Source organism: Pseudomonas sp. EA_65y_Pfl2_P78, assembly GCF_963970495.1.
Taxonomy (GTDB): Bacteria; Pseudomonadota; Gammaproteobacteria; order Pseudomonadales; family Pseudomonadaceae; genus Aquipseudomonas; species Aquipseudomonas baetica_A.
The window spans coordinates 72,112-98,381 of record NZ_CAXAON010000002.1 but is presented as its reverse complement, the minus strand read 5'-3'; the positions used below and the strand labels follow the sequence as shown (position 1 = coordinate 98,381).

Here is a 26,270-nt window from a genome sequence, read left to right as displayed (position 1 = left end):
TCTTGAATCAGGGGCTGATGACACGGCCCTGGTGATCGACCAATGGGCCGCTGAAGTGCACGCCCGAGGCGTCGATGGTCAGGCCGACCGCGCCCAGTTGCAGGTTGATCGCCTGCGGGGTCATTGCCAGTCGCGCGGCGCCGATGCTCAGCTCAAGCGCTTCGCGAGAACCACTGAAGGCTGCCGGGCCGTTCTGCCAATGCAGGGTGTGTGTGGCGTCGTCGTAGCCGCTTTCGCTGCCGTCCTGATGCACGCGTCGCGTCAGCGTCGGTACGGTCGAAGCCGGCGGAAAACGGTCACTGTTCAGACCGAAAAGCGCCACGCTCTGCGCGCTGCTTTCACCGCTGCCGTAGTTGAACAGCAGACACTGCTCACCCACGGTCGGGATCCGCGATTCACTTTGCGCTCCGGCGCTCGGGTTGAAGAACTTGATGGCCGGCGTGAGCAGGCCACCGTGGCTGACCGTGCAGGTGTTGCTCGCCGCGTCGACTGTCTGGCAGACGCCGATGCGGCAGTAGCTTTCGGCGCGCCGATGCAGGTCTTCGATTTCCGCTTCCATCTCGGCCAGACGTTCGATGACCGGGCCCAGTTGCATGCGCAGCAATGCGTCGAACATCGGTCAGGCCTCCAGCGCGGTGTATTGGTCGGGGTCGTCGATATTGCTGACTTCCCAGGTACGGGCGAATTTCGGCGTGCCGAGCGGGTCATCAAGCAAGGTCGGGCCGAGGTAGAGGGTCTGGGTGAACGTCAGGGTCCAGGCTTTGTATTGCTGCTCGGCGCGGATGAGCAATGAAGGCAAGCCGTCAATGTTCATTGGCAGATCGCATTGATCGCCGGGCAGGTTCCAACGGTTGTCGGTAATCAGGTTTTTCAGCACGGCGATCAGATCGCACGCTGCAAACGCCGTGGCGGAAAGTGCCGGGATGACTTGCAGCGACAGCGTCAGCACATGAGCGATACGTCCATCAGCGGCACGTATTCCCGGTGCGTTGCGGTCAAAGTCGATCAACACCCAGGCCTGATCGCCGGGAGCACTGAAGTCTTCGTGACCGCCAACCTGCACATTCAGGCCGGTGGCGTTGCGCAAGGTTGTCGCCATCGCGGTGAACAGCTGCGAGGGCTGCTGGATCGGTGCCGGCATGTATTGACCTCCTTTTCAAATGTCCACGCAAAACCCCGCCGCAACAGTTGCGGCAGAGCAAATCAGTGAAGGGGTTAGTGTGGATCGCGCGGCGCTGGCACTTCGCAGACGCCGATGCGCTTGGCCGCCCAGCGTTCGTAAAGACCGATGGCCACGTCGGCGCCGGCCATTGCGGTCAGGCAACCAATTGCGCACGCAGCCCAGATCGACATGCCGGCGGCGTACAGCAGCATGATCGCCGAGACGCCGCAAATAACGCAGGCCCCTGATCGTAATGCCAGACGTCGCATCAGCGCCCAGCCACGAGCGCCCTCCTTATCGGCCCGCCACATTTCGCCGGATACCCCGCCGACCAGGGCGAGCAGGATGACCAGCCAGATAGGCATGTCCGCCAACGCTTGTTGCTCGTTTGTCATGTCACGCCTCCTGGTGTGATTGATGAATAGTGTGTGTTGGGTTCAAACGGTTTCTCTTGAGGTAGGCATTCCAAAAAGCCCGGCAAATCCGCCGGGCTTTTCAGTAATGCGCTCCTTCGCCTTCCTTTAAATCCTGTGTTCAAAAAAGGAAGCTGACTTTTCGGCGCTACTGGCGCGGTACGAGTCCATTCAAATTGTTTTTCCGACCGCGGTCCCTGCCCGCCGGATAACTGCTTATGGTGCTTTACGCTGCACACCCGGGTCAGTTGCCAACCCTCTGAACCGTTGAGGCCGGTTCATCGCTGCCTGTTCTTGTGGAACTAAAGAGCTTTCGTTTCCAGCCGCTTTGTCGAGCGGCTTGGTGGTAATAATATGCATGGATGCATATCCAGTCAATGCGCAAATGCATTTATTTATGCGCGCAGCATGCGTTCATGCATGAAAGCCGCATAAATCAAGGCGCTGGGGGTTTTGCACAGGCGAAAAAAAACCCGCCGAGGACGGGTTTTATCTGACCGGGGTCTGCTTAACGGGCGTACATGCCCCACCAGAAGACGTGACCGAGGATGACGATCTGCTCTTCCTGGATTTCCTGGAAGGTGTAGTCCTCGTCCGGATGTTCGTCGCGGTTGAAGCTGCGCAGGCGAATGCCCGTAGGCAGGCGATAGAGTTGCTTGACCCGCAACTGGCCGTTGTGATTGATCGCATACAGGTCGCCATCAATGATGTCGCCGATGCCACACTTGCCCGCATTCACACCAACGGTGGCGCCATCGCGCAACACCGGCGTCATGCTGTTGCCACGCACGGTCACGCATTTGGCCTGGTCGAACTGCACGCCGTTGTGCCGCAGGCTGCGCTTGCCGAAGCGCAGGCTGGAGCGCTCGCTTTCTTCGATGACGAATCTTCCTGATCCAGCTGCCAATTCAACCTCGCGAAGAAAGGGTACCGACACCTCGTCGTCATCGACAGGGGTGTCGTCGTCCCACAGCATTATGTCCTTGAGTTCCGCATGCACGTCACCACGCGCGGCACCGGCCGACGGCGCAACATCCGCGCGCCCGCGCAACTGATCGGTGCTGACATTGAAGTACTCGGCGATCTTCGAGATGTGTTTATCCGAAGGATCGACGATCTTCCCGCTGAGAATCCGCGAGAGAGTGGATTGAGGCACGCCGGTGCGACGGTGGAGCTCCGTGGGGGAGATCCCGTGCTGGTCGAGCAGTGCTCTTAAGACGGAGGATACGTTGCGTTTTTGCATAACGCGCATAGTGCTTGAAGTTTTTCGCGAAGACAAATGCTGATTTGCATAAATCGTGCATAAATCACATTTAAATGCAGAAAACTGTCAGCGGGCCGTCGCGCCTGCGTCGGGCAGACCGCTCATGGTAACCTTGCGCTCATCGCGTAAAAGCCTGGCAGATGCCTCGCTTTTGCCCTACACCTTTGAACGAGTTGCCTGACAATCCGATGAATAAAGCCGTCTCCGACCTGTCCTCCCACACCCCGATGATGCAGCAATACTGGCGCCTGAAGAACCAGCACCCGGATCAGCTGATGTTCTATCGCATGGGCGACTTCTACGAGATCTTCTACGAAGACGCGAAGAAGGCCGCCAAGTTGCTGGACATCACCCTGACCGCGCGCGGGCAGTCGGCGGGGCAGGCAATTCCGATGTGTGGGATTCCTTACCACGCGGCGGAAGGTTATCTGGCGAAACTGGTCAAGCTCGGCGAGTCGGTCGTGATCTGCGAGCAAGTTGGCGATCCGGCCACCAGCAAAGGCCCGGTGGAACGTCAGGTGGTGCGGATCATCACCCCGGGCACGGTCAGCGACGAGGCGCTGCTCGATGAGCGCCGCGACAACCTGATCGCGGCGGTATTGGGTGACGAGCGTTTGTTCGGCTTGGCCGTGCTGGACATCACCAGTGGTAACTTCACCGTGCTGGAGATCAAAGGCTGGGAGAACCTGCTGGCGGAACTGGAGCGGGTCAACCCGGTTGAGCTGTTGATCCCGGACGATTGGCCGAAAGATCTGCCAGCGGAAAAACGCCGTGGCGTGCGTCGCCGTGCGCCGTGGGATTTCGAGCGTGACTCGGCGCTCAAGAGTCTCTGCCAACAGTTCTCCACCCAGGACCTGAAAGGTTTTGGCTGCGAAAACCTGACCCTGGCCATCGGCGCTGCCGGTTGCCTGTTGGCCTACGCCAAGGAAACCCAACGCACCGCCCTGCCCCATTTGCGCAGCCTGCGCCATGAGCGCCTCGACGACACCGTGGTGCTGGACGGCGCAAGCCGCCGCAACCTGGAACTCGACACCAACCTGGCCGGTGGTCGCGACAACACCCTGCAATCGGTGGTCGATCGTTGCCAGACCGCGATGGGCAGCCGTTTGCTGACCCGTTGGCTGAATCGTCCGCTGCGTGACTTGACCGTACTGCTGGCGCGCCAAACCTCGATCACTTGTCTGCTCGACGGCTACCGCTTCGAAAAGCTGCAACCGCAGCTCAAGGAAATCGGCGATATCGAGCGGATTCTGGCGCGAATCGGTCTGCGCAATGCCCGTCCCCGTGACCTCGCGCGGCTGCGTGATGCCCTCGGCGCCCTGCCGCAACTGCAAGTGGCGATGACCGATCTGGAAGCGCCGCACTTGCAACGTCTGGCCATCACCACCAGCACCTACCCGGAACTGGCGGCGCTGCTGGAAAAAGCCATCATCGACAACCCGCCTGCGGTGATCCGTGACGGCGGCGTATTGAAAACCGGTTACGACAGCGAACTCGACGAGCTGCAATCGTTGAGCGAAAACGCCGGCCAGTTCCTGATCGATCTGGAAGCGCGGGAGAAGGCCCGCACCGGCCTGGCCAACCTGAAAGTCGGTTACAACCGTATTCACGGCTACTTCATCGAGTTGCCGAGCAAGCAGGCTGAATCGGCTCCGGCAGACTACATCCGCCGTCAAACCCTCAAGGGCGCCGAGCGCTTCATCACACCGGAACTGAAAGAATTCGAAGACAAGGCACTGTCAGCCAAGAGCCGTGCCCTGGCCCGCGAAAAGATGCTCTACGAAGCGCTGCTGGAAGATCTGATCAGCCAGTTGCCCCCGTTGCAGGACACCGCCGGTGCGCTGGCCGAACTGGACGTGCTGAGCAACCTCGCCGAACGTGCGCTGAACCTTGACCTGAACTGCCCGCGCTTCGTCGGCGAGCCGTGCATGCGCATCACTCAGGGGCGTCACCCGGTGGTCGAGCAAGTGCTGACCACGCCGTTCGTGGCCAACGATCTGAGCCTGGATGACAACACGCGCATGCTGGTGATCACCGGCCCGAACATGGGCGGTAAATCCACCTACATGCGCCAAACCGCATTGATCGTGCTGCTGGCGCATATCGGCAGCTTCGTACCGGCAGCCAGTTGCGAGTTGTCACTGGTCGACCGGATCTTCACCCGGATCGGTTCGAGCGATGACCTGGCCGGTGGCCGTTCGACCTTCATGGTGGAAATGAGCGAAACCGCCAACATCCTGCACAACGCTACCGAGCGCAGCCTGGTGCTGATGGACGAAGTCGGTCGCGGTACCAGCACCTTCGACGGTCTGTCGCTGGCATGGGCGGCGGCCGAGCGTTTGGCGCATCTACGCGCCTATACGTTGTTCGCTACGCACTATTTCGAACTGACCGTTTTGCCGGAAGCCGAGCCACTGGTAGCGAATGTGCATCTCAACGCCACCGAGCACAACGAACGCATCGTGTTCCTGCACCACGTCCTGCCCGGACCTGCCAGCCAGAGCTATGGCTTGGCGGTTGCACAACTGGCCGGTGTGCCGAGCGAAGTAATCGTACGCGCCCGCGAACATCTGAGTCGCCTGGAAGACACCGCTTTGCCACATGAAGCGCCAAAACCAGCGGCCAAGGGCAAACCGGCGACACCGCAACAAAGTGACATGTTCGCCAGCCTGCCGCATCCGGTGCTGGATGAGTTGGCTAAGCTGGATCTGGATGACCTGACGCCGCGTCGGGCGCTCGAAATGTTATATGCACTGAAGAACCGGATCTAAGCACTAACGAAGCGGATATAACGCAAACGGCTTCAAGCTGGTAGAATCTCGCGCGGTTTGGGATGCTGCCGGCTAATAGCCTGGCTGGCAGACATCGCTCCCGAACCTGGCGCCCCCTACCGTGAAGGGGCAACGCTGCCGCCGCCTGAGGAGAGAATTAGAAATGACCTTCGTCGTCACCGACAACTGCATCAAGTGCAAGTACACCGACTGCGTAGAAGTGTGTCCGGTGGACTGCTTTTACGAAGGCCCGAACTTCCTGGTGATTCACCCGGACGAGTGCATCGATTGCGCCCTGTGCGAACCAGAATGCCCGGCCGTGGCCATTTTCTCCGAGGACGAAGTTCCGGAAGAGATGCAGGAGTTCATTCAACTGAACGTCGAGTTGGCCGAAATCTGGCCGAACATCACCGAGAAGAAAGAATCGATGCCAGACGCCGAAGAGTGGGATGGCGTCAAAGGCAAGATCAAAGACCTCGAACGCTGATCTGTCACGCGCTCGATAAAAAGGCCCCTTGCGGGCCTTTTTGCTTTGCCGGGTTTTGCCTTTTTACAGGCAAAAAAAAGGGGCGGTTTGACCCGCCCACATTTTTTCCCTATTCCCTGTGTTCCTTTTCATCGTCCTGATGAATCGCTTCCTGCGATGTCCGTTCCCCTCATCCTTGAAGGGCGTGTCTGTCCGTCGACACAACCCAGATACTAAAGAGTTCCCTGCCAAGAGCAATTGCCTCTGGACGCCAAAATGGGCTGTCACAAGCACCTCATATCAAAAAATAATCTTATTAATCATAAACTTAAGAAACATAAGCTCGCTCAATCGGCTTCTTCTGCCGTGTAAAAATAGCGAACACTTACGAAACAGTAAGAAATGGCTTACAAACTGAGACTACATCGCGCCAAGTAAACCCGCGTTAATCCACAAAACAAAAAGCCCCGAACCAGTCGGGGCTTTTGGCGGTCGGTCTATCGAGTGGCTTACTGGAACAGCGACTCGCTCGACAGACCGTTCTTTTCAAGGATTTCGCGAAGGCGTTTGAGGCCTTCCACCTGAATTTGCCTGACACGTTCCCGGGTCAGCCCGATCTCCAGGCCTACATCTTCCAGCGTGCTGCTTTCGTGGCCGCGCAGGCCGAAGCGGCGTATGACCACCTCACGCTGCTTGTCGGTCAGTTCAGACAGCCACTGATCGATGCTCTGTGACAGGTCATCATCCTGCAGCAGTTCGCATGGATCGGTTGGACGATCATCAGTGAGGGTGTCGAGCAGGGTTTTATCCGAATCCGGACCCAGCGAGACGTCGACCGAAGAAACCCGTTCATTCAGGCCCAGCATACGCTTGACCTCACCTACCGGTTTTTCCAGCAGGTTGGCGATTTCTTCGGGTGAAGGTTCGTGATCGAGTTTTTGCGTCAGCTCCCGTGCAGCCCGCAGGTACACATTGAGCTCCTTGACCACGTGAATCGGCAACCGGATGGTCCGGGTCTGATTCATGATGGCGCGTTCGATGGTCTGACGAATCCACCAGGTCGCGTAGGTCGAGAAGCGGAAGCCGCGCTCGGGATCGAACTTTTCCACCGCCCGGATCAGCCCGAGGTTGCCCTCTTCGATCAGATCCAGCAGTGACAGCCCCCGATTGACGTAACGCCGGGCGATTTTGACCACCAGCCGCAGGTTACTTTCAATCATGCGCTTACGCCCGGCCGGATCGCCACTTTGCGACAATCGCGCAAAATGAACTTCTTCCTCCGGGGAGAGCAATGGGGAAAAGCCGATTTCGTTGAGATACAGTTGCGTGGCATCGAGTGCCCGCGTGTAGTCGATGTACTTGTGTTGTTTAAGTGAAGCGGAGTGTTTGGATTTGGAACGAACGGAAGGTGGAGCAGCCCCTTCATCATTCGACATCGAATCCGAATCAATGACGGTTTCCATAAGGAGAACCTCATCGTCGATGTCAAACTCCGGCACTTCTTTACTGAGAGCCATTGTTATAGTCCTTTGGTGAGTTCGACCCCAAGCTCAAGCGACGCCTTTATCCTTGGCAGCGCTGGAGCCTGTCCCCTCTACGCGACGGAACAGGCTGGCTTACAAATCAACGTCTTGGCAGGAACTGCAGCGGATCTACAGGTTTACCTTGTCGGCGAATCTCAAAATGCAGTTTCACCCGGTCTGTACCCGTTGACCCCATTTCGGCAATTGTCTGTCCGACCTTGACCTGCTGTCCCTCCCGAACCAACAGCCGACGGTTGTGACCGTAAGCACTTACGTAGGTTTCGCTGTGTTTGATGATGACCAATTCGCCGTAGCCCCTTAAGCCACTCCCGGCGTATACAACCGTCCCATCAGACGCAGCTAAAACAGGCTGTCCCAAATCCCCGGCGATATCAATTCCTTTATTCAAACTACCGTTTGAAGAGAATTTCCCGATCAGGATGCCATTAGATGGCCATCCCCAGCCGGTAGGGGCCGGACCCGCTGGAGGCAGTGGAGCGGGCGCTGGCTTGCTGGCGACGGACGGTACAGCGCCCGTAGAACCGGTGGTTGTAGTGGTTGTCGTGCCATTCGCCTGGCGCCGGATTACCGTGGTTTTACTCGACGATGAAGGCGAAGAACTGGAGCGGCTCACCACCGCCGTGGACGTTGAACCGGTGCGGCCATCAAAGCGAATTGTCTGACCTGGGTGGATCGTGTACGGCGTAGGAATATTGTTCCGAGCCGCGAGGGCTTTGTAGTCCCAGCCGTAGCGAAACGCGATGGAGAACAAGGTGTCCCCCTTTCGGACTACATACTGCCCAGTTGTCACTGTAGGACGCTGAGCGACCGCGTTGCGATCAACGACTCGAACATTGCTCGATTTGGTGCTGGAGCAACCCACTAACAAGGTGCTCAAGACAAGGCCAGTCACCAGGCGCTGAAAGCTCGTGTTAACCATACGCTGCGCAATGACTGTGAGACTCACCCGCCGCTCCCTTTGTGGTGGCTGAAAAATTTGAAATGCCGGCTTTCGGCATGAAGTGTCGCCAGTATAACGGGCCGAATCAGCTTTACCTTTAATGTTGCGAAATGGCTTCGCGCACACGTTTGCAAGCTGACAACCTGCTGCGTTTAAACCCTCGCCACCGAAGTAAGACCAAAGCGAACGAAAGGAATTCAGCGCCTTTGAATATATGCTCAGGCCAGCGGCCCATTGAGCAAAGGCACGAATCGCACAGCGCCCAAAACGTGTCGGGAAAAGCCGTGCTCTTCGCGCACGATCAGCATCAGTTGCTGTTCTTCACCCGAGCCTACCGGGATCACCAGGCGCCCGCCCGGAGCCAACTGATCGAGCAACGCTTGCGGCACGTCGGTGGCCACGGCAGTGACGATAATACCGTTGTACGGCGCCAGTGCCGGCCAGCCTTCCCAACCATCGCCCCAACGGAACACCACGTTGCGCAAGTTCAGTTCGACCAGACGTTCCTTGGCGCGATCCTGCAAAACCTTGATGCGCTCAACCGAGAAGACCCGCTCCACCAGTTGCGACAACACGGCGGTCTGGTAACCGGAGCCGGTACCAATCTCCAACACCTTGTCCAGCGGCCCGGCCTCCAGTAGCAACTCGCTCATGCGCGCCACCATATAAGGCTGGGAGATGGTCTGGTTGTGGCCGATCGGCAACGCCGTGTCTTCATAAGCGCGGTGCGCCAGCGCTTCGTCGACGAACAGGTGACGCGGCGTGCGCCGGATCACTTCCAGTACCTTAGTGTTGGACACACCCTCTTCGTACAAACGCTGAATCAGACGCTCGCGCGTTCGCTGGGAAGTCATGCCGATGCCGCTACGCATTCTGTCTTCGTGTTCACGAGCCATCAGCGCAGCCCCTCCAGCCAGCCGTCGAGCCCTCTGAAGGCATCGTTGAAGGTGCGATCAAGCTGCAACGGAGTAATCGAAACATAGCCCTGCATCACGGCATGGAAATCAGTCCCGGGGCCGCCGTCTTCAGCATCGCCGGCGGCGGCAATCCAGTAACCAGACTTGCCGCGCGGATCGACCACTTTCATTGGCGCCGCCGCCCGAGCGCGATGACCGAGTCGGGTCAACTGAATGCCGCGAATATGATCAATCGGCAGATTGGGAATGTTCACGTTGAGCACCGTGCGCGGCGGCAGATCGAGCCCGGCATGGGCCTCGACCAGCTTGCGCGCAAAGTAGGCCGCCGCAGGAAGATTATCCACCTGACGTGAGACCAGCGAAAAGGCGAACGAAGGGCGCTCGAGAAACCGGCCTTCAAGGGCTGCCGCCACTGTCCCGGAATACAACACGTCATCGCCGAGATTGGCGCCGAGGTTGATACCGGAAACCACCATATCCGGTTCGCGCTCCAGCAAACCATTGAGGCCCAGGTGCACGCAGTCGGTCGGTGTGCCATTGAGGCTGATGAAGCCATTGGCCAGATATTGCGGATGCAATGGACGGTCGAGCGTCAGCGAACTGCTGGCGCCGCTTTTGTCCTGCTCCGGGGCGATAACCACGCATTCGGTGTAATCCGCCAGCGCAGCATAAAGCGCGGCGAGACCGGGTGCGGTTACCCCATCGTCGTTAGAAATCAGAATACGCATGGGCTGTCCGTCTGCCCCACCGGCACCAGATCAACGAGCTCGCGCACCAATACGGTGGCGAAGCATCCGGCCGGGAGGACGAATTCCAGTTGCAGAATGTCAGGCTGGGGATAATGCCACGTCAACCCGCCAATGGGCAGTCGCAGGATGCGACGTTCGTGGCTCATGCCGGCGTGAATCAACCAGTCACGCAGTTCTGCTTCACGGGCGGCAATCCCCTGTTCCAGATCATGGACAGCGCCAGCGGTCGGAGCGTCACCTTCGCCCCACTGCGGGCCGGTCGGGTGCAGATCGAGAATCGCCAGACGCGGATCGCTGCACTCGGCTTCACCGGCCGGGAAAAAGCTGCGGCTATCGGTGAACGCCAACAGATCGCCGACCAGCGCGCGCTGCCAGGTGCCATCAGCGACCCGCGCCGCCAGCACCTGATTGAACAGAAAACTGCGCGCCGTCGACAGCAGGCGCGAACGCACATTGCGCTGCTCTGGCAAGGCCTTGCGCGCCGCCCATGCACGCGCATCGACGACGTTGCCACCGTCATGGCCGAAACGCTGGGCGCCGAAATAATTGGGAATGCCTTGTTTGGCGATCAACTGCAGACGCTGCTCGATCGCCGCCTTGTCGCCGGCGAACTGGGTCAGGCGCAAGGTAAAGCCGTTGGCCGAATGCGCACCACGTTGCAGCTTGCGCTTATGGCGGGTGGTCTTGAGGATTTTCAGTGTGTCGTTTTCCGCCGCCGACAGATCCGGGTCAGCCTTGCCCGGCAGTTGCACGCTGAACCACTGACGGGTCAGCGCCTGCCGATCCTTGAGCCCGGCGTAACTGACGGTGCGCAACGGGACGCCGGCAGCCTTGGCGATACGCCGCGCGGCCTCTTCAGTGTTCAGACCCCGTTTTTCGACCCAGATCCACAAGTGTTCGCCATCGCCGCTGAACGGGATGTCGAGCACTTCATCGACCTGAAAATCTTCCGCGATGGCTTTCAGTACCGCAGTGCCGAGGGGTTCGCCATAGGCCCGCGGGCCGAGCAATTGCAGTTCATTCATGCGCGCAGCAACAAGGCAACGGAGTGCACGGCGATGCCTTCTTCGCGACCGACAAAGCCAAGCTTTTCGGTGGTGGTAGCTTTCACGTTCACTTGATCCAACTCAACTTGTAGATCCGCAGCGATCAGCGCGCGCATCGATTCGATATGCGGGGCCATTTTCGGCGCCTGGGCGACGATGGTGTTGTCGACATTGCCGACTTTCCAGCCTTTGGCGTGGATCAGCCCGACCACATGACGCAGCAATGCGCGACTGTCGGCGCCCTTGAACTGCGGGTCGGTGTCCGGAAAGTGTTTGCCGATATCACCCAGCGCAGCTGCGCCGAGCAAGGCATCGCTCAAGGCGTGCAGCAGGACGTCACCGTCAGAATGAGCGAGCAGCCCGAAGCCGTGTGCAATCTGCACGCCGCCCAGAGTAATGAAATCGCCTTCAGCGAAACGGTGCACATCATAGCCGTGGCCAATACGCATAAAAAAACGCCCCGATTTTTGTCAGGGCGTGATTCTACCTGCATTAACCGCGCAGAGCGCGTGCGTGATGCTGCAAGTGGTCGTCTATGAAGCTTGAGATGAAGAAATAACTGTGGTCGTAGCCCGGTTGCAGGCGCAACGTCAGCGGATGGTTCGCTTGTTTTGCCGTTTGTTGCAGGGCTTCGGGTTTAAGCTGGGTGGCCAGGAAGTCATCCCGATCACCTTGATCAACCAGCAGCGGCAGCTTTTCGTTGGTTTCGGCGATCAGCGCGCAGGCATCCCATTCTTTCCACTTCGAACGGTCTTCACCCAAATAGCGCGAAAACGCCTTCTGCCCCCACGGGCAATCCATCGGGTTGTTGATCGGCGAAAAGGCCGACACCGATTGGTAACGCCCGGGATTACGCAACGCACATACGAGCGCGCCGTGACCGCCCATGGAGTGGCCGCTGATGCTGCGCTTATCGGAGGCCGGAAAATGCGCTTCAACCAGTGAAGGCAATTCCTGCACGACATAGTCATGCATCCGATAGTGCCTCGACCACGGTTCCTGCATGGCATTGAGATAAAATCCGGCACCGAGGCCGAAGTCCCACGCACCTTCAGGATCGCCCGGCACATCAGGGCCACGCGGACTGGTGTCCGGCGCCACGATGATCAAGCCGAGCTCGGCGGCCATGCGCATGGCGCCGGCTTTCTGCATGAAGTTTTCATCGGTACAGGTCAGGCCCGATAGCCAGTACAGCACCGGTAACTTGCCGCCCTGCTCCGCCTGTGGCGGCAAGTACACGGCAAATACCATGTCGCAGCCGAGCACATCCGAGCGATGGCGATAGCGCTTGTGCCATCCACCAAAACTTTTCTGACAGGAGATATTTTCCAGACTCATGTAAAGACTCCTACGCGGCCGACGCTGCAAGCCTTCAAGACTTGCAGCCATGACGTCGCGATTGATCAGAAATGAATGACGGTACGAATGCTCTTGCCTTCGTGCATCAGGTCGAATGCCTTGTTGATGTCTTCCAGGCCCATGGTGTGGGTGATGAACGTATCCAGTGGAATTTCACCGCTTTGGGCCATGTCGACGTAGCTTGGCAGCTCGGTGCGACCACGCACGCCACCGAACGCCGAACCGCGCCAGACGCGCCCGGTCACCAGTTGGAATGGACGAGTGGAGATTTCCTGGCCCGCACCGGCCACGCCGATGATCACCGACTCACCCCAACCCTTGTGGCAGCATTCCAGCGCTGCGCGCATCAATTGCACGTTACCGATACATTCGAAAGAAAAGTCGACACCGCCGTCGGTCATGTCGACGATCACTTCCTGGATCGGACGATCGAAGTCTTTCGGGTTAACGCAATCGGTGGCACCCAACTGTTTGGCGATCTCGAACTTGGCCGGGTTGATATCGATGGCGATGATGCGCGAAGCCTTGGCCTTCACGGCGCCGATGACCGCCGACAGGCCAATGCCGCCGAGACCGAAGATCGCTACGGTGTCACCCGGCTTGACCTTGGCGGTGTTGATTACGGCGCCGATACCGGTGGTGACGCCACAGCCCAGCAGGCAAACCTTCTCCAATGGCGCGTCCTTGGCGATCTTGGCCACGGAGATTTCCGGCAACACGGTGTATTCGGAAAAGGTCGAAGTCCCCATGTAGTGGAAAATCGTTTCGCCTTTGTAGGAAAAACGCGAAGTGCCGTCCGGCATCAAACCTTTGCCCTGGGTGGCACGAATCGCCTGACACAGGTTGGTCTTGCCCGACTTGCAGAATTTGCACTGGCCGCATTCCGGGGTGTACAGCGGGATCACATGATCGCCAACGGCAACCGAGGTGACACCTTCGCCGATAGCTTCAACGATGGCGCCGCCTTCGTGGCCGAGGATCGATGGAAAGATGCCTTCCGGGTCAGCGCCGGACAACGTGTAAGCGTCAGTGTGGCAAACACCGGAAGCCACCACGCGCAGCAACACTTCACCCGCCTTGGGCATGGCGACATCGACTTCTACGATTTCCAGCGGCTTCTTGGCCTCGAAGGCAACGGCGGCGCGCGACTTGATCATGCTGACTCTCCAGTGAATAAAAACGAGACACGCAGTGTAGTTCAGCGCCAACTGATGAATAATCCGAACAAAAGCAAAACATTATTGCCACACAGGGATAATCCCGATGACCGACAACCGCTGGGAAGGCATCGATGAATTCGTCGCCGTTGCCGAATGCAGCCAATTCACCGCCGCTGCCGAACGCCTTGGTGTTTCTTCCTCACACATCAGTCGACAAATCGTACGACTGGAAGAGCGTTTACAGACACGCTTGCTCTACCGCAGCACTCGTCGAGTGGCACTGACCGAGGCCGGCCAAACCTTTCTGCAACATTGCCAACGCTTGCAGGACGGGCGAGAAGAAGCTCTGCGCGCGGTCGGCGATCTGACCAGCGAACCCAAAGGCATGCTACGCATGACCTGTGCCGTGGCGTACGGCGAACGTTTTATCGTGCCGCTGGTGACGCGATTCATGGGGCATTACCCGCAACTGCGCGTCGACATCGAACTGAGCAACCGTCAACTCGATTTGGTGCATGAGGGTTTGGATCTGGCGATTCGCCTGGGCCGGTTGCAGGACTCGCGACTGGTCGCTGCTCGCTTGGCGCCACGGCGCATGTATCTGTGTGCGTCGCCGTCCTACCTGGAAAGGTATGGCCGCCCACACAGTTTGTCGGAACTGAGCCGGCACAATTGCCTGATCGGCAGCTCGGATATCTGGCAACTGGAACAGAACGGGCGAGAATTTTCCCAACGGGTGCAGGGGAACTGGCGCTGCAACAGTGGGCAAGCGGTGCTGGATGCGGCGCTGCAAGGGGTCGGTCTGTGTCAGTTGCCGGACTATTACGTGCTGGAGCACCTGCACAGCGGCGCGTTGATTTCGTTGCTGGAGGCCCATCAACCGCCGAATACCGCGGTGTGGGCGCTGTATCCGCAGCAGCGGCACCTGTCGCCGAAAGTGCGAAAACTGGTGGATTTCTTGAAGGAAGGGTTGGCCGAGCGGCCTGAGTATCGCAACTGAGGGATGGGTTGTTTATGCGACCGGGATTCAGCGGCGATTGGCCCAACGCTGACGCAGCCACTCCAGATCTTCCGGCCGGGTCACTTTGAGGTTATCCGCGCGCCCCTCGATCAGACGCGGCGCCAGACCAGCCCACTCCATCGCCGAGGCCTCATCGGTAATCACTGCCTGCGCGACCAGACTGTCCGCCAACGCTCGGTGCAGCGCACCAAGGCGAAACATCTGTGGCGTATAAGCCTGCCAGATCACACTGCGATCAACGGTTTCGACAACACGACCATGCTTGTCGACCCGTTTGAGCGTGTCGCGCGCAGGCACCGCCAGCAAACCGCCCACCGGGTCAGTGGCCAGTTCGGCAAGCAACCTGTCGAGGTCATCACGGCTCAGGTTAGGTCGTGCCGCATCGTGCACCAGCACCCAATCGTCATCGTCGGCACCCTGCGCATTCAGATGCAGCAAGGCATTGAGCACCGAGCCAGAACGTTCGGCCCCGCCGTCTACCCGCTGAATACGCGGATCGTTGACGCAAGCAAGGTTCGGCCAATAAGGATCATCAACAGCAAGACTGACCACCAACCCCATGAGGCTCGGGTGATCGAGGAAACAGCCGAGGCTGTGTTCGAGAATTGTGCGCCCGTCCAGTTGCAGGTATTGCTTGGGACGGTCCGCGGCCATTCGGGCACCCACGCCCGCGGCAGGAATCACGGCCCAGAAGGCCGGCAGCGAATCGTTCATTGAGCCAACTGATAAAGGGTTTCGCCGTCCTTGACCATGCCCAGTTCATGGCGAGCTCGTTCCTCAACGGTCTCCATGCCTTTTTTCAGCTCACTGACCTCGGCGTCCATCACCCGGTTGCGCTCCAGCAAGGCTTCGTTCTCGGCGTGTTGATCAGCAATCTGCTGATTCAGTTCGGCGACCTGCGCCAGACTGCCATCGCCCACCCACAGACGGTACTGCAGACCGGCCAGTAGCAAGAGCAACACTAGAAACAACCAGTAGGGACTGCGCATCGAATATCAGGTATCCAGTGAAAAAAGACAGCCATGCAAAATTTGAAACGTCTGATAGCACGAAGCCTGGAAGAACCAGGCTTGTGCTTTCAAGGCATCAGATTAGTGGCAAATCCATCGCTGTCACGACTTTTCCGACACAATCCGGTGTCCTTCCATCAGTTTGCGCTTAACCGCGGAACTCGCTACGACCGTTGTACTTGGCTTTGCCATTCAACTGCTCTTCGATACGCAGCAGTTGGTTGTACTTGGAAACGCGGTCGGAACGGCACAGCGAACCGGTCTTGATCTGGCCAGCCGAGGTGCCCACAGCCAGGTCGGCAATGGTCGAATCTTCGGTTTCGCCCGAGCGGTGCGAGATCACGGCGGTGTAACCGGCAGCCTTGGCCATCTGGATGGCTTCCAGGGTTTCGGTCAGCGTGCCGATCTGGTTGAACTTGATCAGGATCGAGTTGGCGATCTTTTTATCGATGCCTTCTTTCAGGATCTTGGTATTGGTCACAAACAGGTCGTCGCCAACCAGTTGAACCTTCTCGCCGATCTTGTCGGTGAGGATCTTCCAGCCAGCCCAGTCGGACTCGTCCAGACCGTCTTCGATCGAGATGATCGGATAACGTTCGGTCAGGCCTTTGAGGTAATCGGCAAAACCTTCAGCGGTGAATACCTGACCTTCTCCGGACAGGTTGTACTTGCCGTCTTCGTAGAATTCGCTGGCCGCGCAGTCCAGCGCCAGGGTCACGTCGGTGCCCAGCTTGTAACCGGCGTTGGCTACGGCTTCGGAGATCACTTTCAAAGCGTCTTCGTTGGACGCCAGGTTCGGTGCGAAACCGCCTTCGTCGCCAACAGCGGTGCTCAGGCCACGAGCCTTCAGTACAGCTTTGAGGTGATGGAAAATCTCGGTGCCCATGCGCAGACCTTCCGAGAAAGACTTGGCGCCGACTGGCTGAACCATGAATTCCTGGATGTCGACGTTGTTATCGGCGTGCTCGCCGCCGTTGATGATGTTCATCATCGGCACCGGCATCGAGTAAACACCCGGAGTGCCGTTCAGGTTGGCGATGTGCGCGTACAGCGGCAGGTCCTGATCCTGTGCAGCAGCCTTCGCCGCAGCCAGGGACACGGCGAGGATGGCGTTGGCGCCCAGGGTTGCTTTGTTTTCGGTACCGTCGAGCTTGATCATCGCGTGATCCAGGGCTTTCTGGTCGCTTGGGTCGGCGCCCAGCAGCAGATCGCGGATCGGACCGTTGATGTTGGCTACCGCTTTGAGCACGCCCTTGCCCAGGTAACGGCTCTTGTCGCCATCACGCAGCTCGAGCGCTTCACGCGAGCCAGTGGATGCACCGGATGGCGCGCAGGCGCTGCCGATGATGCCGTTGTCGAGAAGCACGTCCGCTTCCACGGTGGGATTGCCACGGGAGTCGAGAACTTCACGACCTTTGATGTCGACGATTTTTGCCATTGTTGTAAACACTCCAAAGTTGACGAAAACGACGCAGCTAGAGGAAATCTTTTTACCGTCGGCAAGGGGTGTGCAGCGGGCAGTCTTGCAGACGATAACGCTCATGCCCGAGGGCATGAGCGACAAATCGTGCGGTACTTTACCGGAGAATTGAGGTTTACGCGGTTTCTACCGTCGGAAAACTCTTCACCAGTTCGTCCAAAGCTTTGAGCTGGGCCAGGAATGGCTCCAGTTTGTCCAGACGCAAGGCGCAAGGGCCATCGCATTTGGCGTTGTCCGGGTCTGGGTGGGCCTCAAGGAACAGACCCGCCAAGCCCTGGCTCATGCCAGCCTTGGCCAGATCCAGAACCTGTGCGCGGCGACCGCCGGCGGAGTCGGAACGACCGCCAGGCATTTGCAGCGAGTGAGTCACGTCGAAGAACACCGGGTACTCGAACTGCTTCATGATGCCGAAGCCGAGCATGTCGACCACGAGGTTGTTGTAGCCGAAGCTCGAACCACGCTCGCAGAGGATCAATTGGTCGTTACCCGCTTCCACGCACTTGTTCAGGATGTGTTTCATTTCCTGAGGGGCGAGGAACTGGGCTTTCTTGATGTTGATCACGGCATTGGTCCTGGCCATCGCGACAACCAGATCGGTCTGGCGCGACAGGAAGGCCGGCAACTGGATGATGTCGCAGACTTCAGCAACGACCTGAGCCTGATCAGGCTCATGGACGTCGGTGATGATCGGCACGCCAAAGGCTTGTTTGATGTCCTGGAAGATGCGCATGCCCTCTTCCAGGCCAGGACCGCGATAAGAGGCCACAGAAGAACGGTTGGCTTTGTCGAAGCTGGCCTTGAACACGTAAGGGATGCCGAGCTTTTCGGTAACCTTCACGTACTCTTCGCAAACCTGCATGGCCATGTCACGGCTTTCCAGCACGTTCATGCCGCCGAACAGCACCATGGGTTTGTCGTTGGCAATTTCGATGTCGCCGACGCGGATGATCTTCTGTGCCATCGGGGTTACGCCTTCTTCTGGTGTTGAGCCAACGCTGCTTTGACAAAACCGCTGAACAGCGGATGGCCATCGCGTGGTGTCGAGGTGAACTCAGGGTGGAACTGGCAAGCCACGAACCATGGATGATCCGGTGCTTCAACCACTTCAACCAGCGCAGCATCAGCGGAACGACCGGAGATTTTCAGGCCGGCTTCGATGATTTGCGGCAGCAGGTTGTTGTTCACTTCGTAACGATGACGGTGACGCTCGACAATCACGTCCTTGCCGTAGCAATCGTGCACTTTGGAGCCGGCTTCGAGCAGGCAATCCTGAGCGCCGAGACGCATGGTGCCGCCCAGGTCGGAAGCTTCGGTACGCACTTCAACGGCACCGGTCGCATCTTCCCACTCGGTGATCAGGCCCACGACCGGGTGACCGCTGGCGCGATCGAACTCGGTGGAGTTGGCGTCTTTCCAGCCCATTACGTTACGGGCGAACTCGATGACTGCCACTTGCATACCCAGGCAGATACCCAGGTACGGAACCTTGTTTTCGCGAGCGTACTGAACAGCGGTGATCTTGCCTTCCACGCCACGCAGACCGAAGCCGCCCGGCACCAGAATCGCGTCAACACCTTCGAGCAGCGCAGTGCCCTGGTTTTCGATGTCTTCGGAGTCGATGTAGCGCAGGTTGACCTTGGTGCGGTTGCTGATGCCGGCGTGACTCATCGCTTCGATCAGCGACTTGTAGGCGTCCAGCAGCTCCATGTATTTGCCGACCATCGCGATGGTGACTTCGTGTTCCGGGTTCAGCTTGGCATCAACCACTGCTTCCCACTCGGACAGATCAGCGCTGCCGCATTGCAGGCCAAAACGCTCGACAACGAAATCGTCCAGGCCCTGGGAATGCAGGATGCCCGGGATCTTGTAGATAGTGTCGGCGTCTTCCAGCGCGATCACCGCACGTTCTTCAACGTTGGTGAACTGAGCGATTTTGCGACGCGACGAGATGTCGATCGGGTGATCGGAACGGCACACCAGCACGTCTGGCTGCAGGCCGATCGAACGCAGCTCTTTTACCGAGTGCTGGGTTGGCTTGGTTTTGGTCTCGCCGGCCGTGGCGATGTACGGCACCAAGGTCAGGTGCATCAGCATCGCGCGCTTGGCGCCGACTTCGAAACGCAATTGACGAATGGCTTCGAGGAACGGTTGCGACTCGATGTCACCCACGGTGCCACCGATCTCGACCATGGCCACGTCAGCATCGCCAGCCCCCTTGATGATGCGGCGCTTGATTTCGTCGGTGATGTGCGGGATCACCTGGATGGTTGCACCCAGGTAGTCACCACGGCGCTCTTTGCGCAGCACGTGCTCGTAGACACGGCCGGTGGTGAAGTTGTTGTTCTGGGTCATGGTCGTGCGGATGAACCGCTCGTAATGGCCCAGGTCCAGGTCAGTCTCGGCGCCGTCATGGGTGACGAACACTTCACCGTGCTGGAACGGGCTCATCGTGCCCGGGTCAACGTTGATGTACGGATCCAGCTTAAGCATGGTGACTTTAAGCCCCCGCGCCTCCAGGATGGCCGCCAATGAAGCCGAGGCAATGCCTTTCCCCAATGAAGAAACAACACCGCCCGTGACGAATATGTAGCGCGTCATGAAAAACCCTAGAAGTCTGCGTTAAAGCGGTACGAGCCGCCGGGGAAAGCGAAGGAAGGCCGAAGCCCCCGATCACCAGCATTAATCACAGTGCACCTTTCAAAAAAACCGCCGCGTTGGGACAGACCGGCAGATGAAACACCGGTACGTTGTGCGCTACACATTTTTTGGAATCGCCCAGCAAAGACTGCTTGGTAATCGGCAACTCCTGCAATTCAGGCGAATCCACAGAAGTTGTATCAAGAAGGGAGCGTAGTCTACCGGAATGCCCCTTTCATCTCAAACCTTGATCTTCGTCTGTTGGCTGCCAACTCATTTTCCAGCCGTCCTGCTCGTGGCCATCAAGTCCCGGCAGGTTCGCCACCGCGAGCAATTCGTCACCGCGAAAAAGCAGCGGCAATCTGCCACGCACGAAACCCGGCACCGCACGCTCATTGAGCAACCGTTTGAGGTCGCGATGGCCGCGATCCGCCAAATGCATCACTTCGCCACCCTGCCGATAGGCAATGCGTAACGGGCCGCAGGGAGCCTGACCGCTGAACATGACCCCCCCGTTATGGGGCAAGCTTAGCGGCGACGCCGGTGCCTGCCACTCGCCGTCGATCACTGGAGCGCGCAGCCAGTCGCCACTGAGCCACCACAGACGACCGGCACTGCGATGCAACTCGCCATCGGCCAGACGCCAGACCGGCGAAGCATCGTGACTGGCATTGCACAGATCCGCCCAACCCGACCAATGGTCGGTGTCAGGCAAACGTGTCAGCGGTTCGAGCCAATGACTCAGCGCATTTCGTTGCCGGGGGGCGGTGAGAGCGCAAAGTGGCGCCAACGCCAGAGACGGCAAGCGCAGCCATTGGAACTCATGAGGCGTTGCAGCCTGTGCCAGATCGATTTGCGCCAATTCATCGAGCAAACCCTGCGCCTCACGCAGATGCGCAGCGCTGCGCGCCATGCTTGCTGGCGCTTGCGGCCAGCGACTGCTCAGCAGCGGCATGACCTGATGGCGCAGGTAATTACGCGAGAACTGACGATCCTGATTCGACGGGTCTTCGATCCAGTGCAATTGATGAGCTTGTGCGTAGGCCTCCAGTTCAGCCCGAGGGACATCAAGCAAAGGTCGAATCAGAACACCCCGCCCCAGCGCTCGCTGGCTCGGCATGCCCGATAATCCTCTGACACCTGCGCCACGCAACAGACGAAACAGTAATGTTTCGGCCTGATCATCCCGATGCTGACCGGTCAGCAGCACATCATTGGCCTGCGTCAGCGCACCGAACACCGCATAACGCGCATTGCGCGCCGCTCGCTCCAGACTCGCACCCGGTTGCACCGTGACCCGCTCCACTTGCAATGGAACACCCAGCGCATCACAGAACGACTGGCAATGCTGTGGCCACGCATCCGCCGCAGGCTGGAGGCCGTGATGAATGTGGATGGCGCTTAGCGCCGGAAGGGATTGGTCTTTTACGAGATCGGCAAGCAGATGCAGCAGGACGGTCGAGTCGAGACCACCGGAGAAAGCGACGCGCCATGCAGTGGCGTTGCGCCAAGCTGCAAGATTCAGCAGAAGCCGGGAAGGCAGATCACTCACGGACTGACCCCTATCTAACTCTTTGCCCAAATCAAAGTGGGAGCGGGCTTGCTCGCGAAGGCGTCTCAACATTCAACACATCTGTCGACTGTTATACCGCTTTCGCGAGCAAGCCCGCTCCCACATTGGGTATTGCGCGATCTGTCAGAGACCGTAGCTCATCAGCCGATCGTAACGGCGCTTGAGCAGCGCTTCGTTGTCGAACTTCTTCAGCATCGCCAGTTGCGAGCTCAGCTCGGCACGAATCGAGGCAGCGGCAGCGGCCGGATCACGGTGAGCACCGCCCAAAGGCTCGCCGATCACCTTGTCAACGATGCCCAGACCTTTCAGGCGCTCGGCAGTGATGCCCATGGCTTCAGCAGCGTCCGGCGCTTTTTCGGCGGTTTTCCACAGAATCGAAGCACAACCTTCCGGCGAGATCACCGCGTAGGTCGAGTACTGCAGCATGTTCAACTGATCGCAAACACCGATGGCCAGTGCACCGCCTGAACCACCCTCGCCGATAACGGTGGCGATGATCGGGGTCTTCAGGCGCGACATCACACGCAGGTTCCAGGCGATGGCTTCGCTCTGGTTACGCTCTTCGGCGTCGATACCTGGATAGGCACCCGGGGTGTCGATGAAGGTCAGGATCGGCATTTTGAAACGCTCGGCCATTTCCATCAGACGGCATGCCTTGCGGTAGCCTTCCGGACGCGGCATGCCGAAGTTGCGGCGTACTTTCTCACGGACTTCGCGGCCCTTCTGGTGACCGATGATCATCACTGGCTGGTCTTCCAGACGAGCAATGCCCCCCACGATCGCAGCGTCGTCGGAGAAGTGACGGTCGCCGTGCAGTTCATCGAACTCGGTGAAGATGTGTTCGATGTAGTCCAGGGTATACGGGCGTTTCGGGTGACGCGCCAAGCGTGCGATCTGCCAGCTGGTCAGCTTGCCGAAGATGTCCTCGGTCAGCGTTTTGCTCTTGTCCTGCAGGCGGGAGATCTCATCGCCGATATTCAGCGAATTGTCATTACCGACCAAGCGCAACTCTTCGATCTTGGCTTGCAGGTCGGCGATCGGCTGTTCGAAATCTAGAAAATTCGGGTTCATAGGCGTCCGTCTTGGGTCGTATCCCAAATGAGCTTGGGTCGGCCGGTTGTCTATTCGCGCCCTACCTTAAGGGAGAGGCGCGCTAAGGTCGAGATTAAAAATTCAGGTTTCGGGCAAGCGCAATGATGGCACCTGCCGCTCAACGGTATTGGAGGAAGACGTTGTCTCGCCCGAACTGGTCACGCAAGGCTTGAATCAACGCATCCGCCGGGTCGATGCGCCAGGTCTCGCCAAACTGCAGCAAGGTCTTCGCATCGGGGCTGGTGTACTCCATGGTGATCGGACACGCCCCGCGATGACGCTTGAGCAAATCACCCAACCAGCGTAGCTGATCGCCTTTGAGGTCCTGGGTTTGCAGCTTCAGGCGCAGGCTTTCGGCAAGGTTGGTGCGCGCATCTTCCATGCTCATCACGCGCTTGACCCGCAGGCGCAGGCCGCCGGAGAAGTCATCGTTGCTGACCTCGCCTTCAACCACCACCATCGCGTCGGTCTGCAACAGCGACTGCGCGGAATGGAACGCTTCGGCAAACAGCGACGCTTCGATCCGGCCGGAGCGGTCGTCGAGGGTGATGAAGCCCATCTTGTCGCCCTTCTTGTTCTTCATCACCCGCAGGGCAATGATCATCCCGGCCACGGTTTGCGTATCGCGCGCCGGTTTCAGGTCGATGATGCGCTGACGGGCGAAACGGCGGATCTCACCTTCGTATTCGTCAATCGGGTGACCGGTCAGGTACAGGCCCAGGGTGTCTTTTTCACCCTTGAGGCGCTCCTTGAGGGTCAGCTCCTTGGCTTTGCGATGACTGGCATAAACGTCAGCATCTTCCTCGACGAACAGACCGCCAAACAGGTCGGCGTGACCACTGTCGTGGGTGCGGGCGGTTTGCTCTGCAGCCTTGATCGCCTCCTCCATCGCCGCCAGCAACACCGCGCGATTACGGTCGATATTGGCCTGATAAGCCTTTTGTTCGTCGTGAAAATAAGGCCCCAGACGATCCAGTGCACCGCTGCGAATCAAACCGTCGAGCGTGCGCTTGTTGATGCGCTTGAGGTCGACACGGGCGCAGAAATCGAACAAATCCTTGAACGGGCCTTCCTGACGCGCCTCAGTGATTGCTTCTACCGGGCCTTCACCGACCCCTTTGATCGCGCCGAGGCCATACACAATGCGGCCGTCGTCGTTCACCGTGAACTTGAACTCCGAAGTATTCACGTCTGGCGCGTCGAGACGCAGCTTCATCGTGCGAATTTCTTCGATCAAGGTCACGACCTTGTCGGTGTTGTGCATGTCCGCCGACAGTACCGCAGCCATGAACGGCGCCGGGTAATGGGTTTTCAGCCAGGCAGTCTGATACGAAACCAGACCGTAAGCGGCGGAGTGAGACTTGTTGAAGCCGTAACCGGCGAATTTTTCCACCAGGTCGAAAATGTTACCGGCGAGGTCGGCGTCGATATTGTTGGTCTTGCAACCTTCAATGAAACCGCCGCGCTGTTTGGCCATCTCTTCGGGTTTTTTCTTACCCATCGCCCGACGCAGCATGTCCGCACCGCCGAGGGTGTAACCGGCCATGACCTGGGCAATCTGCATCACCTGTTCCTGATACAGGATGATGCCGTAAGTCGGTGCCAATACTGGCTTGAGGCCCTCGTACTGGTAATCCGAGTGCGGGTACGCCAGTTCGGCGCGACCGTGCTTACGGTTGATGAAGTCGTCCACCATGCCGGACTGCAGCGGGCCCGGACGGAACAGCGCTACCAGTGCGATCAAGTCTTCCAGGCAGTCGGGCTTGAGCTTTTTGATCAGCTCTTTCATGCCTCGGGATTCAAGCTGGAACACCGCAGTGGTTTCAGCTTTTTGCAGCAACTGGTAAGTCGGTTTGTCATCCAGCGGGATGAACGCGATATCCAGCGGTGGTTCGTCGACCTTGGCGCGGTCTCGGTTGATGGTCTTTAGCGCCCAGTCAATAACCGTCAACGTCCGCAGACCGAGGAAGTCGAACTTCACCAGACCGGCAGCCTCAACATCGTCCTTGTCGAACTGGGTTACCAGACCGTCACCGGCCTCGTCGCAATAGATCGGCGAGAAGTCGGTCAGTTTGGTCGGTGCGATCACCACACCACCAGCGTGCTTGCCGACGTTACGCACAACGCCTTCGAGCTTGCGCGCCATCTCCCAGATTTCCGCCGCCTCTTCATCGACCTTAATGAAGTCGCGCAGGATCTCTTCCTGCTCGTAGGCTTTTTCCAGGGTCATGCCGACTTCAAACGGAATCATCTTCGACAGACGATCCGCCAGGCCGTAGGACTTGCCCTGTACCCGCGCCACGTCACGCACCACAGCTTTTGCCGCCATGGAACCGAAGGTGATGATCTGGCTTACCGCGTTGCGCCCGTATTTCTCGGCCACATAGTCGATCACCCGATCACGACCGTCCATGCAGAAGTCGACGTCGAAGTCGGGCATCGATACCCGTTCCGGGTTAAGGAAACGTTCGAACAGCAGGTCGTATTCCAGCGGGTCGAGGTCGGTGATTTTCTGCACATAGGCCACCAGCGATCCAGCACCCGACCCACGACCTGGTCCAACCGGTACGCCGTTGTTCTTGGCCCACTGGATAAAGTCCATCACGATCAGGAAATAACCGGGGAAGCCCATCTGGATGATGATATCCAGCTCGAAATTCAAGCGGTCGACGTACACCTGACGCTTGGCTTCGTAGTCTTCGGTGGTGTCTTTGGGCAACAGAACCGCGAGCCGCTCCTCCAGACCGTCGAAGGACACCTTGCGGAAGTACTCATCGATGGTCATGCCATCGGGAATCGGGAAGTTGGGCAGGAAGTGCGTGCCCAGTTTCACATCGATATTGCAGCGTTTGGCAATTTCGACGGTGTTTTCGATGGCGTCAGGAATGTCGCTGAACAGCTCGGCCATTTCCTCGGCGCTTTTGAGGTATTGCTGATCGCTGTAATTCTTCGAACGCCGCGGATCGTCGAGGGCGCGGCCCTCACCGATGCAAACGCGGGTTTCGTGGGCGGCGAAGTCTTCCTGCTTGATGAAACGCACATCGTTGCTCGCCACCAGTGGCGCGCCCAGCTTGTCGGCCAGAGCCACAGCACCATGCAGTTGCTCTTCATCGTTGGGACGGTTGGTACGCTGGATTTCCAGATAAAAACGATCCGGAAACACCGCCATCCATTCACGCGTCAGAACCTCAGCTTCAGCCGGGTTACCGCCGATGAGGGCCATGCCGATCTCGCCTTCTTTGGCGGCAGACAGCATGATCAGGCCTTCGCTGGCCTCGGCGACCCACTCTCGCTCGACGATGATCATGCCATTGCGCTGACCTTCAATGAAGCCACGGGAAATCAGCTCAGTGAGATTGCGATAGCCCTTGGCGTTCATGACCAACAGGCTGATCCGGCTCAGCGGCGCATCCGGATCCTTGTTCGACAGCCACAGGTCAGCGCCGCAGATCGGCTTGATCCCTGCGCCCATGGTGTTTTTATAGAATTTGACCAGGGAACACATGTTGTTCTGATCGGTGACCGCGACGGCCGGCATGTTCATGCCAGCCAGGGCCTTGACCAGTGGCTTGATCCGCACCAGCCCGTCGACCAGGGAGTATTCAGTGTGCAGGCGTAGGTGAACGAATGAAGCCGGCATAGTGATCCTGTCCAGTTACATAGAGA

The 26,270-nt window shown here is 58.6% G+C and carries 23 protein-coding genes; 3 read left to right on the top strand and 20 right to left on the bottom strand.

Annotated elements, in window-relative coordinates; translation table 11 throughout:
• Positions 1–7 precede the first annotated feature (7 nt).
• The 4 genes from AACY02_RS02250 to AACY02_RS02235 all read right to left on the bottom strand — a co-directional run bounded on the left by AACY02_RS02250 (position 8) and on the right by AACY02_RS02235 (position 2,827).
• The gene (locus AACY02_RS02250; protein ID WP_339430571.1) at positions 8–616 is read right to left on the bottom strand and encodes a phage baseplate assembly protein V; all 609 of its coding nucleotides are present in this window, start codon (positions 614–616) and stop codon (positions 8–10) included.
• 3 nt (positions 617–619) lie between these two features.
• Positions 620–1,141 (bottom strand): hypothetical protein, encoded by a 522-nt coding sequence (locus AACY02_RS02245; RefSeq protein WP_339430570.1) that lies wholly within the window; start codon positions 1,139–1,141, stop codon positions 620–622.
• A gap of 74 nt (positions 1,142–1,215) precedes the next feature.
• Positions 1,216–1,557 carry a phage holin family protein gene (locus tag AACY02_RS02240; protein ID WP_339430569.1) on the bottom strand — a complete coding sequence of 114 codons (342 nt, stop codon included), beginning with the start codon at positions 1,555–1,557 and terminating at the stop codon, positions 1,216–1,218.
• A gap of 526 nt (positions 1,558–2,083) precedes the next feature.
• Positions 2,084–2,827 carry a LexA family transcriptional regulator gene (locus AACY02_RS02235; protein ID WP_339430568.1) on the bottom strand — a complete coding sequence of 248 codons (744 nt, stop codon included), beginning with the start codon at positions 2,825–2,827 and terminating at the stop codon, positions 2,084–2,086.
• 200 nt (positions 2,828–3,027) lie between these two features.
• Between AACY02_RS02235 and mutS the strand changes: the two genes are divergently transcribed.
• Both mutS and fdxA read left to right on the top strand, forming a co-directional pair.
• Positions 3,028–5,610, top strand: coding sequence for a DNA mismatch repair protein MutS (gene mutS / locus AACY02_RS02230; protein WP_339430567.1), 2,583 nt, complete (start codon positions 3,028–3,030; stop codon positions 5,608–5,610).
• Positions 5,611–5,773: 163 nt separating this feature from the next.
• Positions 5,774–6,097, top strand: a complete 324-nt coding sequence (gene fdxA, locus AACY02_RS02225; protein ID WP_054047139.1) for a ferredoxin FdxA — start codon at positions 5,774–5,776, stop codon at positions 6,095–6,097.
• Positions 6,098–6,585: 488 nt separating this feature from the next.
• Here fdxA and rpoS read toward each other — a convergent pair whose 3' ends face one another.
• The 8 genes from rpoS to AACY02_RS02185 all read right to left on the bottom strand — a co-directional run bounded on the left by rpoS (position 6,586) and on the right by AACY02_RS02185 (position 13,788).
• The gene (gene rpoS / locus AACY02_RS02220; protein ID WP_221732467.1) at positions 6,586–7,593 is read right to left on the bottom strand and encodes an RNA polymerase sigma factor RpoS; all 1,008 of its coding nucleotides are present in this window, start codon (positions 7,591–7,593) and stop codon (positions 6,586–6,588) included.
• Positions 7,594–7,699: 106 nt separating this feature from the next.
• Positions 7,700–8,566 (bottom strand): peptidoglycan DD-metalloendopeptidase family protein, encoded by an 867-nt coding sequence (locus AACY02_RS02215; protein WP_339430566.1) that lies wholly within the window; start codon positions 8,564–8,566, stop codon positions 7,700–7,702.
• Positions 8,567–8,778: 212 nt separating this feature from the next.
• Positions 8,779–9,414, bottom strand: a complete 636-nt coding sequence (locus AACY02_RS02210) for a protein-L-isoaspartate(D-aspartate) O-methyltransferase (RefSeq protein WP_339430763.1) — start codon at positions 9,412–9,414, stop codon at positions 8,779–8,781.
• Between the two features lie 41 nt (positions 9,415–9,455).
• Positions 9,456–10,205: a 5'/3'-nucleotidase SurE gene (gene surE / locus AACY02_RS02205; protein ID WP_339430565.1), complete on the bottom strand. Its 750-nt coding sequence runs from the start codon at positions 10,203–10,205 to the stop codon at positions 9,456–9,458.
• On the bottom strand, positions 10,193–11,251 hold the full coding sequence (gene truD / locus AACY02_RS02200; RefSeq protein ID WP_339430564.1) for a tRNA pseudouridine(13) synthase TruD: 1,059 nt from the start codon (positions 11,249–11,251) through the stop codon (positions 10,193–10,195). Before truD ends, surE begins: the two co-directional genes overlap by 13 nt.
• Positions 11,248–11,721, bottom strand: a complete 474-nt coding sequence (gene ispF / locus AACY02_RS02195) for a 2-C-methyl-D-erythritol 2,4-cyclodiphosphate synthase (RefSeq protein ID WP_221732463.1) — start codon at positions 11,719–11,721, stop codon at positions 11,248–11,250. Before ispF ends, truD begins: the two co-directional genes overlap by 4 nt.
• 43 nt (positions 11,722–11,764) lie before the next feature.
• Positions 11,765–12,610 carry an S-formylglutathione hydrolase gene (gene fghA / locus AACY02_RS02190; protein ID WP_339430563.1) on the bottom strand — a complete coding sequence of 282 codons (846 nt, stop codon included), beginning with the start codon at positions 12,608–12,610 and terminating at the stop codon, positions 11,765–11,767.
• 65 nt (positions 12,611–12,675) lie between these two features.
• Positions 12,676–13,788 carry an S-(hydroxymethyl)glutathione dehydrogenase/class III alcohol dehydrogenase gene (locus tag AACY02_RS02185; RefSeq protein WP_339430562.1) on the bottom strand — a complete coding sequence of 371 codons (1,113 nt, stop codon included), beginning with the start codon at positions 13,786–13,788 and terminating at the stop codon, positions 12,676–12,678.
• A gap of 106 nt (positions 13,789–13,894) precedes the next feature.
• On the opposite strand from AACY02_RS02185, the gene AACY02_RS02180 reads away from it, so the two are divergent.
• Positions 13,895–14,791 carry a LysR substrate-binding domain-containing protein gene (locus AACY02_RS02180; RefSeq protein WP_339430561.1) on the top strand — a complete coding sequence of 299 codons (897 nt, stop codon included), beginning with the start codon at positions 13,895–13,897 and terminating at the stop codon, positions 14,789–14,791.
• A gap of 27 nt (positions 14,792–14,818) precedes the next feature.
• On the opposite strand, the gene ispD is transcribed toward AACY02_RS02180, so the two are convergent.
• The 8 genes from ispD to dnaE form a co-directional block, all read right to left on the bottom strand.
• Positions 14,819–15,526 (bottom strand): 2-C-methyl-D-erythritol 4-phosphate cytidylyltransferase, encoded by a 708-nt coding sequence (gene ispD, locus AACY02_RS02175; RefSeq protein ID WP_339430560.1) that lies wholly within the window; start codon positions 15,524–15,526, stop codon positions 14,819–14,821.
• Positions 15,523–15,801, bottom strand: a complete 279-nt coding sequence (gene ftsB, locus AACY02_RS02170) for a cell division protein FtsB (RefSeq protein WP_339430559.1) — start codon at positions 15,799–15,801, stop codon at positions 15,523–15,525. Before ftsB ends, ispD begins: the two co-directional genes overlap by 4 nt.
• Before the next feature lie 169 nt (positions 15,802–15,970).
• The gene (gene eno / locus AACY02_RS02165) at positions 15,971–17,260 is read right to left on the bottom strand and encodes a phosphopyruvate hydratase (RefSeq protein ID WP_339430558.1); all 1,290 of its coding nucleotides are present in this window, start codon (positions 17,258–17,260) and stop codon (positions 15,971–15,973) included.
• Positions 17,261–17,417: 157 nt separating this feature from the next.
• Positions 17,418–18,263, bottom strand: a complete 846-nt coding sequence (kdsA, locus tag AACY02_RS02160) for a 3-deoxy-8-phosphooctulonate synthase (protein ID WP_339430557.1) — start codon at positions 18,261–18,263, stop codon at positions 17,418–17,420.
• A 5-nt stretch (positions 18,264–18,268) separates the two neighbouring features.
• Positions 18,269–19,900, bottom strand: a complete 1,632-nt coding sequence (locus AACY02_RS02155; RefSeq protein ID WP_339430556.1) for a CTP synthase — start codon at positions 19,898–19,900, stop codon at positions 18,269–18,271.
• A 274-nt stretch (positions 19,901–20,174) separates the two neighbouring features.
• Positions 20,175–21,491: a tRNA lysidine(34) synthetase TilS gene (gene tilS, locus AACY02_RS02150; RefSeq protein ID WP_339430555.1), complete on the bottom strand. Its 1,317-nt coding sequence runs from the start codon at positions 21,489–21,491 to the stop codon at positions 20,175–20,177.
• A 144-nt stretch (positions 21,492–21,635) separates the two neighbouring features.
• Positions 21,636–22,583, bottom strand: a complete 948-nt coding sequence (locus tag AACY02_RS02145) for an acetyl-CoA carboxylase carboxyltransferase subunit alpha (RefSeq protein ID WP_038357918.1) — start codon at positions 22,581–22,583, stop codon at positions 21,636–21,638.
• A gap of 139 nt (positions 22,584–22,722) precedes the next feature.
• Positions 22,723–26,244, bottom strand: a complete 3,522-nt coding sequence (dnaE, locus tag AACY02_RS02140) for a DNA polymerase III subunit alpha (RefSeq protein ID WP_339430554.1) — start codon at positions 26,242–26,244, stop codon at positions 22,723–22,725.
• Positions 26,245–26,270: the final 26 nt, after the last annotated feature.

Coding starts and splice junctions, on each gene's coding strand:
- AACY02_RS02180 (WP_339430561.1), top strand. CDS start 13,895: ATGACCGACAACCGCTGGGAAGGCATCGATGAATTCGTCGCCGTTGCC.
- kdsA (WP_339430557.1), bottom strand. CDS start 18,263: ATGGCACAGAAGATCATCCGCGTCGGCGACATCGAAATTGCCAACGAC.
- AACY02_RS02245 (WP_339430570.1), bottom strand. CDS start 1,141: ATGCCGGCACCGATCCAGCAGCCCTCGCAGCTGTTCACCGCGATGGCG.
- ispD (WP_339430560.1), bottom strand. CDS start 15,526: ATGAACGATTCGCTGCCGGCCTTCTGGGCCGTGATTCCTGCCGCGGGC.
- AACY02_RS02185 (WP_339430562.1), bottom strand. CDS start 13,788: ATGATCAAGTCGCGCGCCGCCGTTGCCTTCGAGGCCAAGAAGCCGCTG.
- AACY02_RS02250 (WP_339430571.1), bottom strand. CDS start 616: ATGTTCGACGCATTGCTGCGCATGCAACTGGGCCCGGTCATCGAACGT.
- truD (WP_339430564.1), bottom strand. CDS start 11,251: ATGAATGAACTGCAATTGCTCGGCCCGCGGGCCTATGGCGAACCCCTC.
- AACY02_RS02145 (WP_038357918.1), bottom strand. CDS start 22,583: ATGAACCCGAATTTTCTAGATTTCGAACAGCCGATCGCCGACCTGCAA.
- eno (WP_339430558.1), bottom strand. CDS start 17,260: ATGGCAAAAATCGTCGACATCAAAGGTCGTGAAGTTCTCGACTCCCGT.
- fdxA (WP_054047139.1), top strand. CDS start 5,774: ATGACCTTCGTCGTCACCGACAACTGCATCAAGTGCAAGTACACCGAC.
- fghA (WP_339430563.1), bottom strand. CDS start 12,610: ATGAGTCTGGAAAATATCTCCTGTCAGAAAAGTTTTGGTGGATGGCAC.
- dnaE (WP_339430554.1), bottom strand. CDS start 26,244: ATGCCGGCTTCATTCGTTCACCTACGCCTGCACACTGAATACTCCCTG.
- mutS (WP_339430567.1), top strand. CDS start 3,028: ATGAATAAAGCCGTCTCCGACCTGTCCTCCCACACCCCGATGATGCAG.
- AACY02_RS02210 (WP_339430763.1), bottom strand. CDS start 9,414: ATGACTTCCCAGCGAACGCGCGAGCGTCTGATTCAGCGTTTGTACGAA.
- ispF (WP_221732463.1), bottom strand. CDS start 11,721: ATGCGTATTGGCCACGGCTATGATGTGCACCGTTTCGCTGAAGGCGAT.
- AACY02_RS02240 (WP_339430569.1), bottom strand. CDS start 1,557: ATGACAAACGAGCAACAAGCGTTGGCGGACATGCCTATCTGGCTGGTC.
- ftsB (WP_339430559.1), bottom strand. CDS start 15,801: ATGCGCAGTCCCTACTGGTTGTTTCTAGTGTTGCTCTTGCTACTGGCC.
- AACY02_RS02235 (WP_339430568.1), bottom strand. CDS start 2,827: ATGCGCGTTATGCAAAAACGCAACGTATCCTCCGTCTTAAGAGCACTG.
- AACY02_RS02155 (WP_339430556.1), bottom strand. CDS start 19,900: ATGACGCGCTACATATTCGTCACGGGCGGTGTTGTTTCTTCATTGGGG.
- surE (WP_339430565.1), bottom strand. CDS start 10,205: ATGCGTATTCTGATTTCTAACGACGATGGGGTAACCGCACCCGGTCTC.
- rpoS (WP_221732467.1), bottom strand. CDS start 7,593: ATGGCTCTCAGTAAAGAAGTGCCGGAGTTTGACATCGACGATGAGGTT.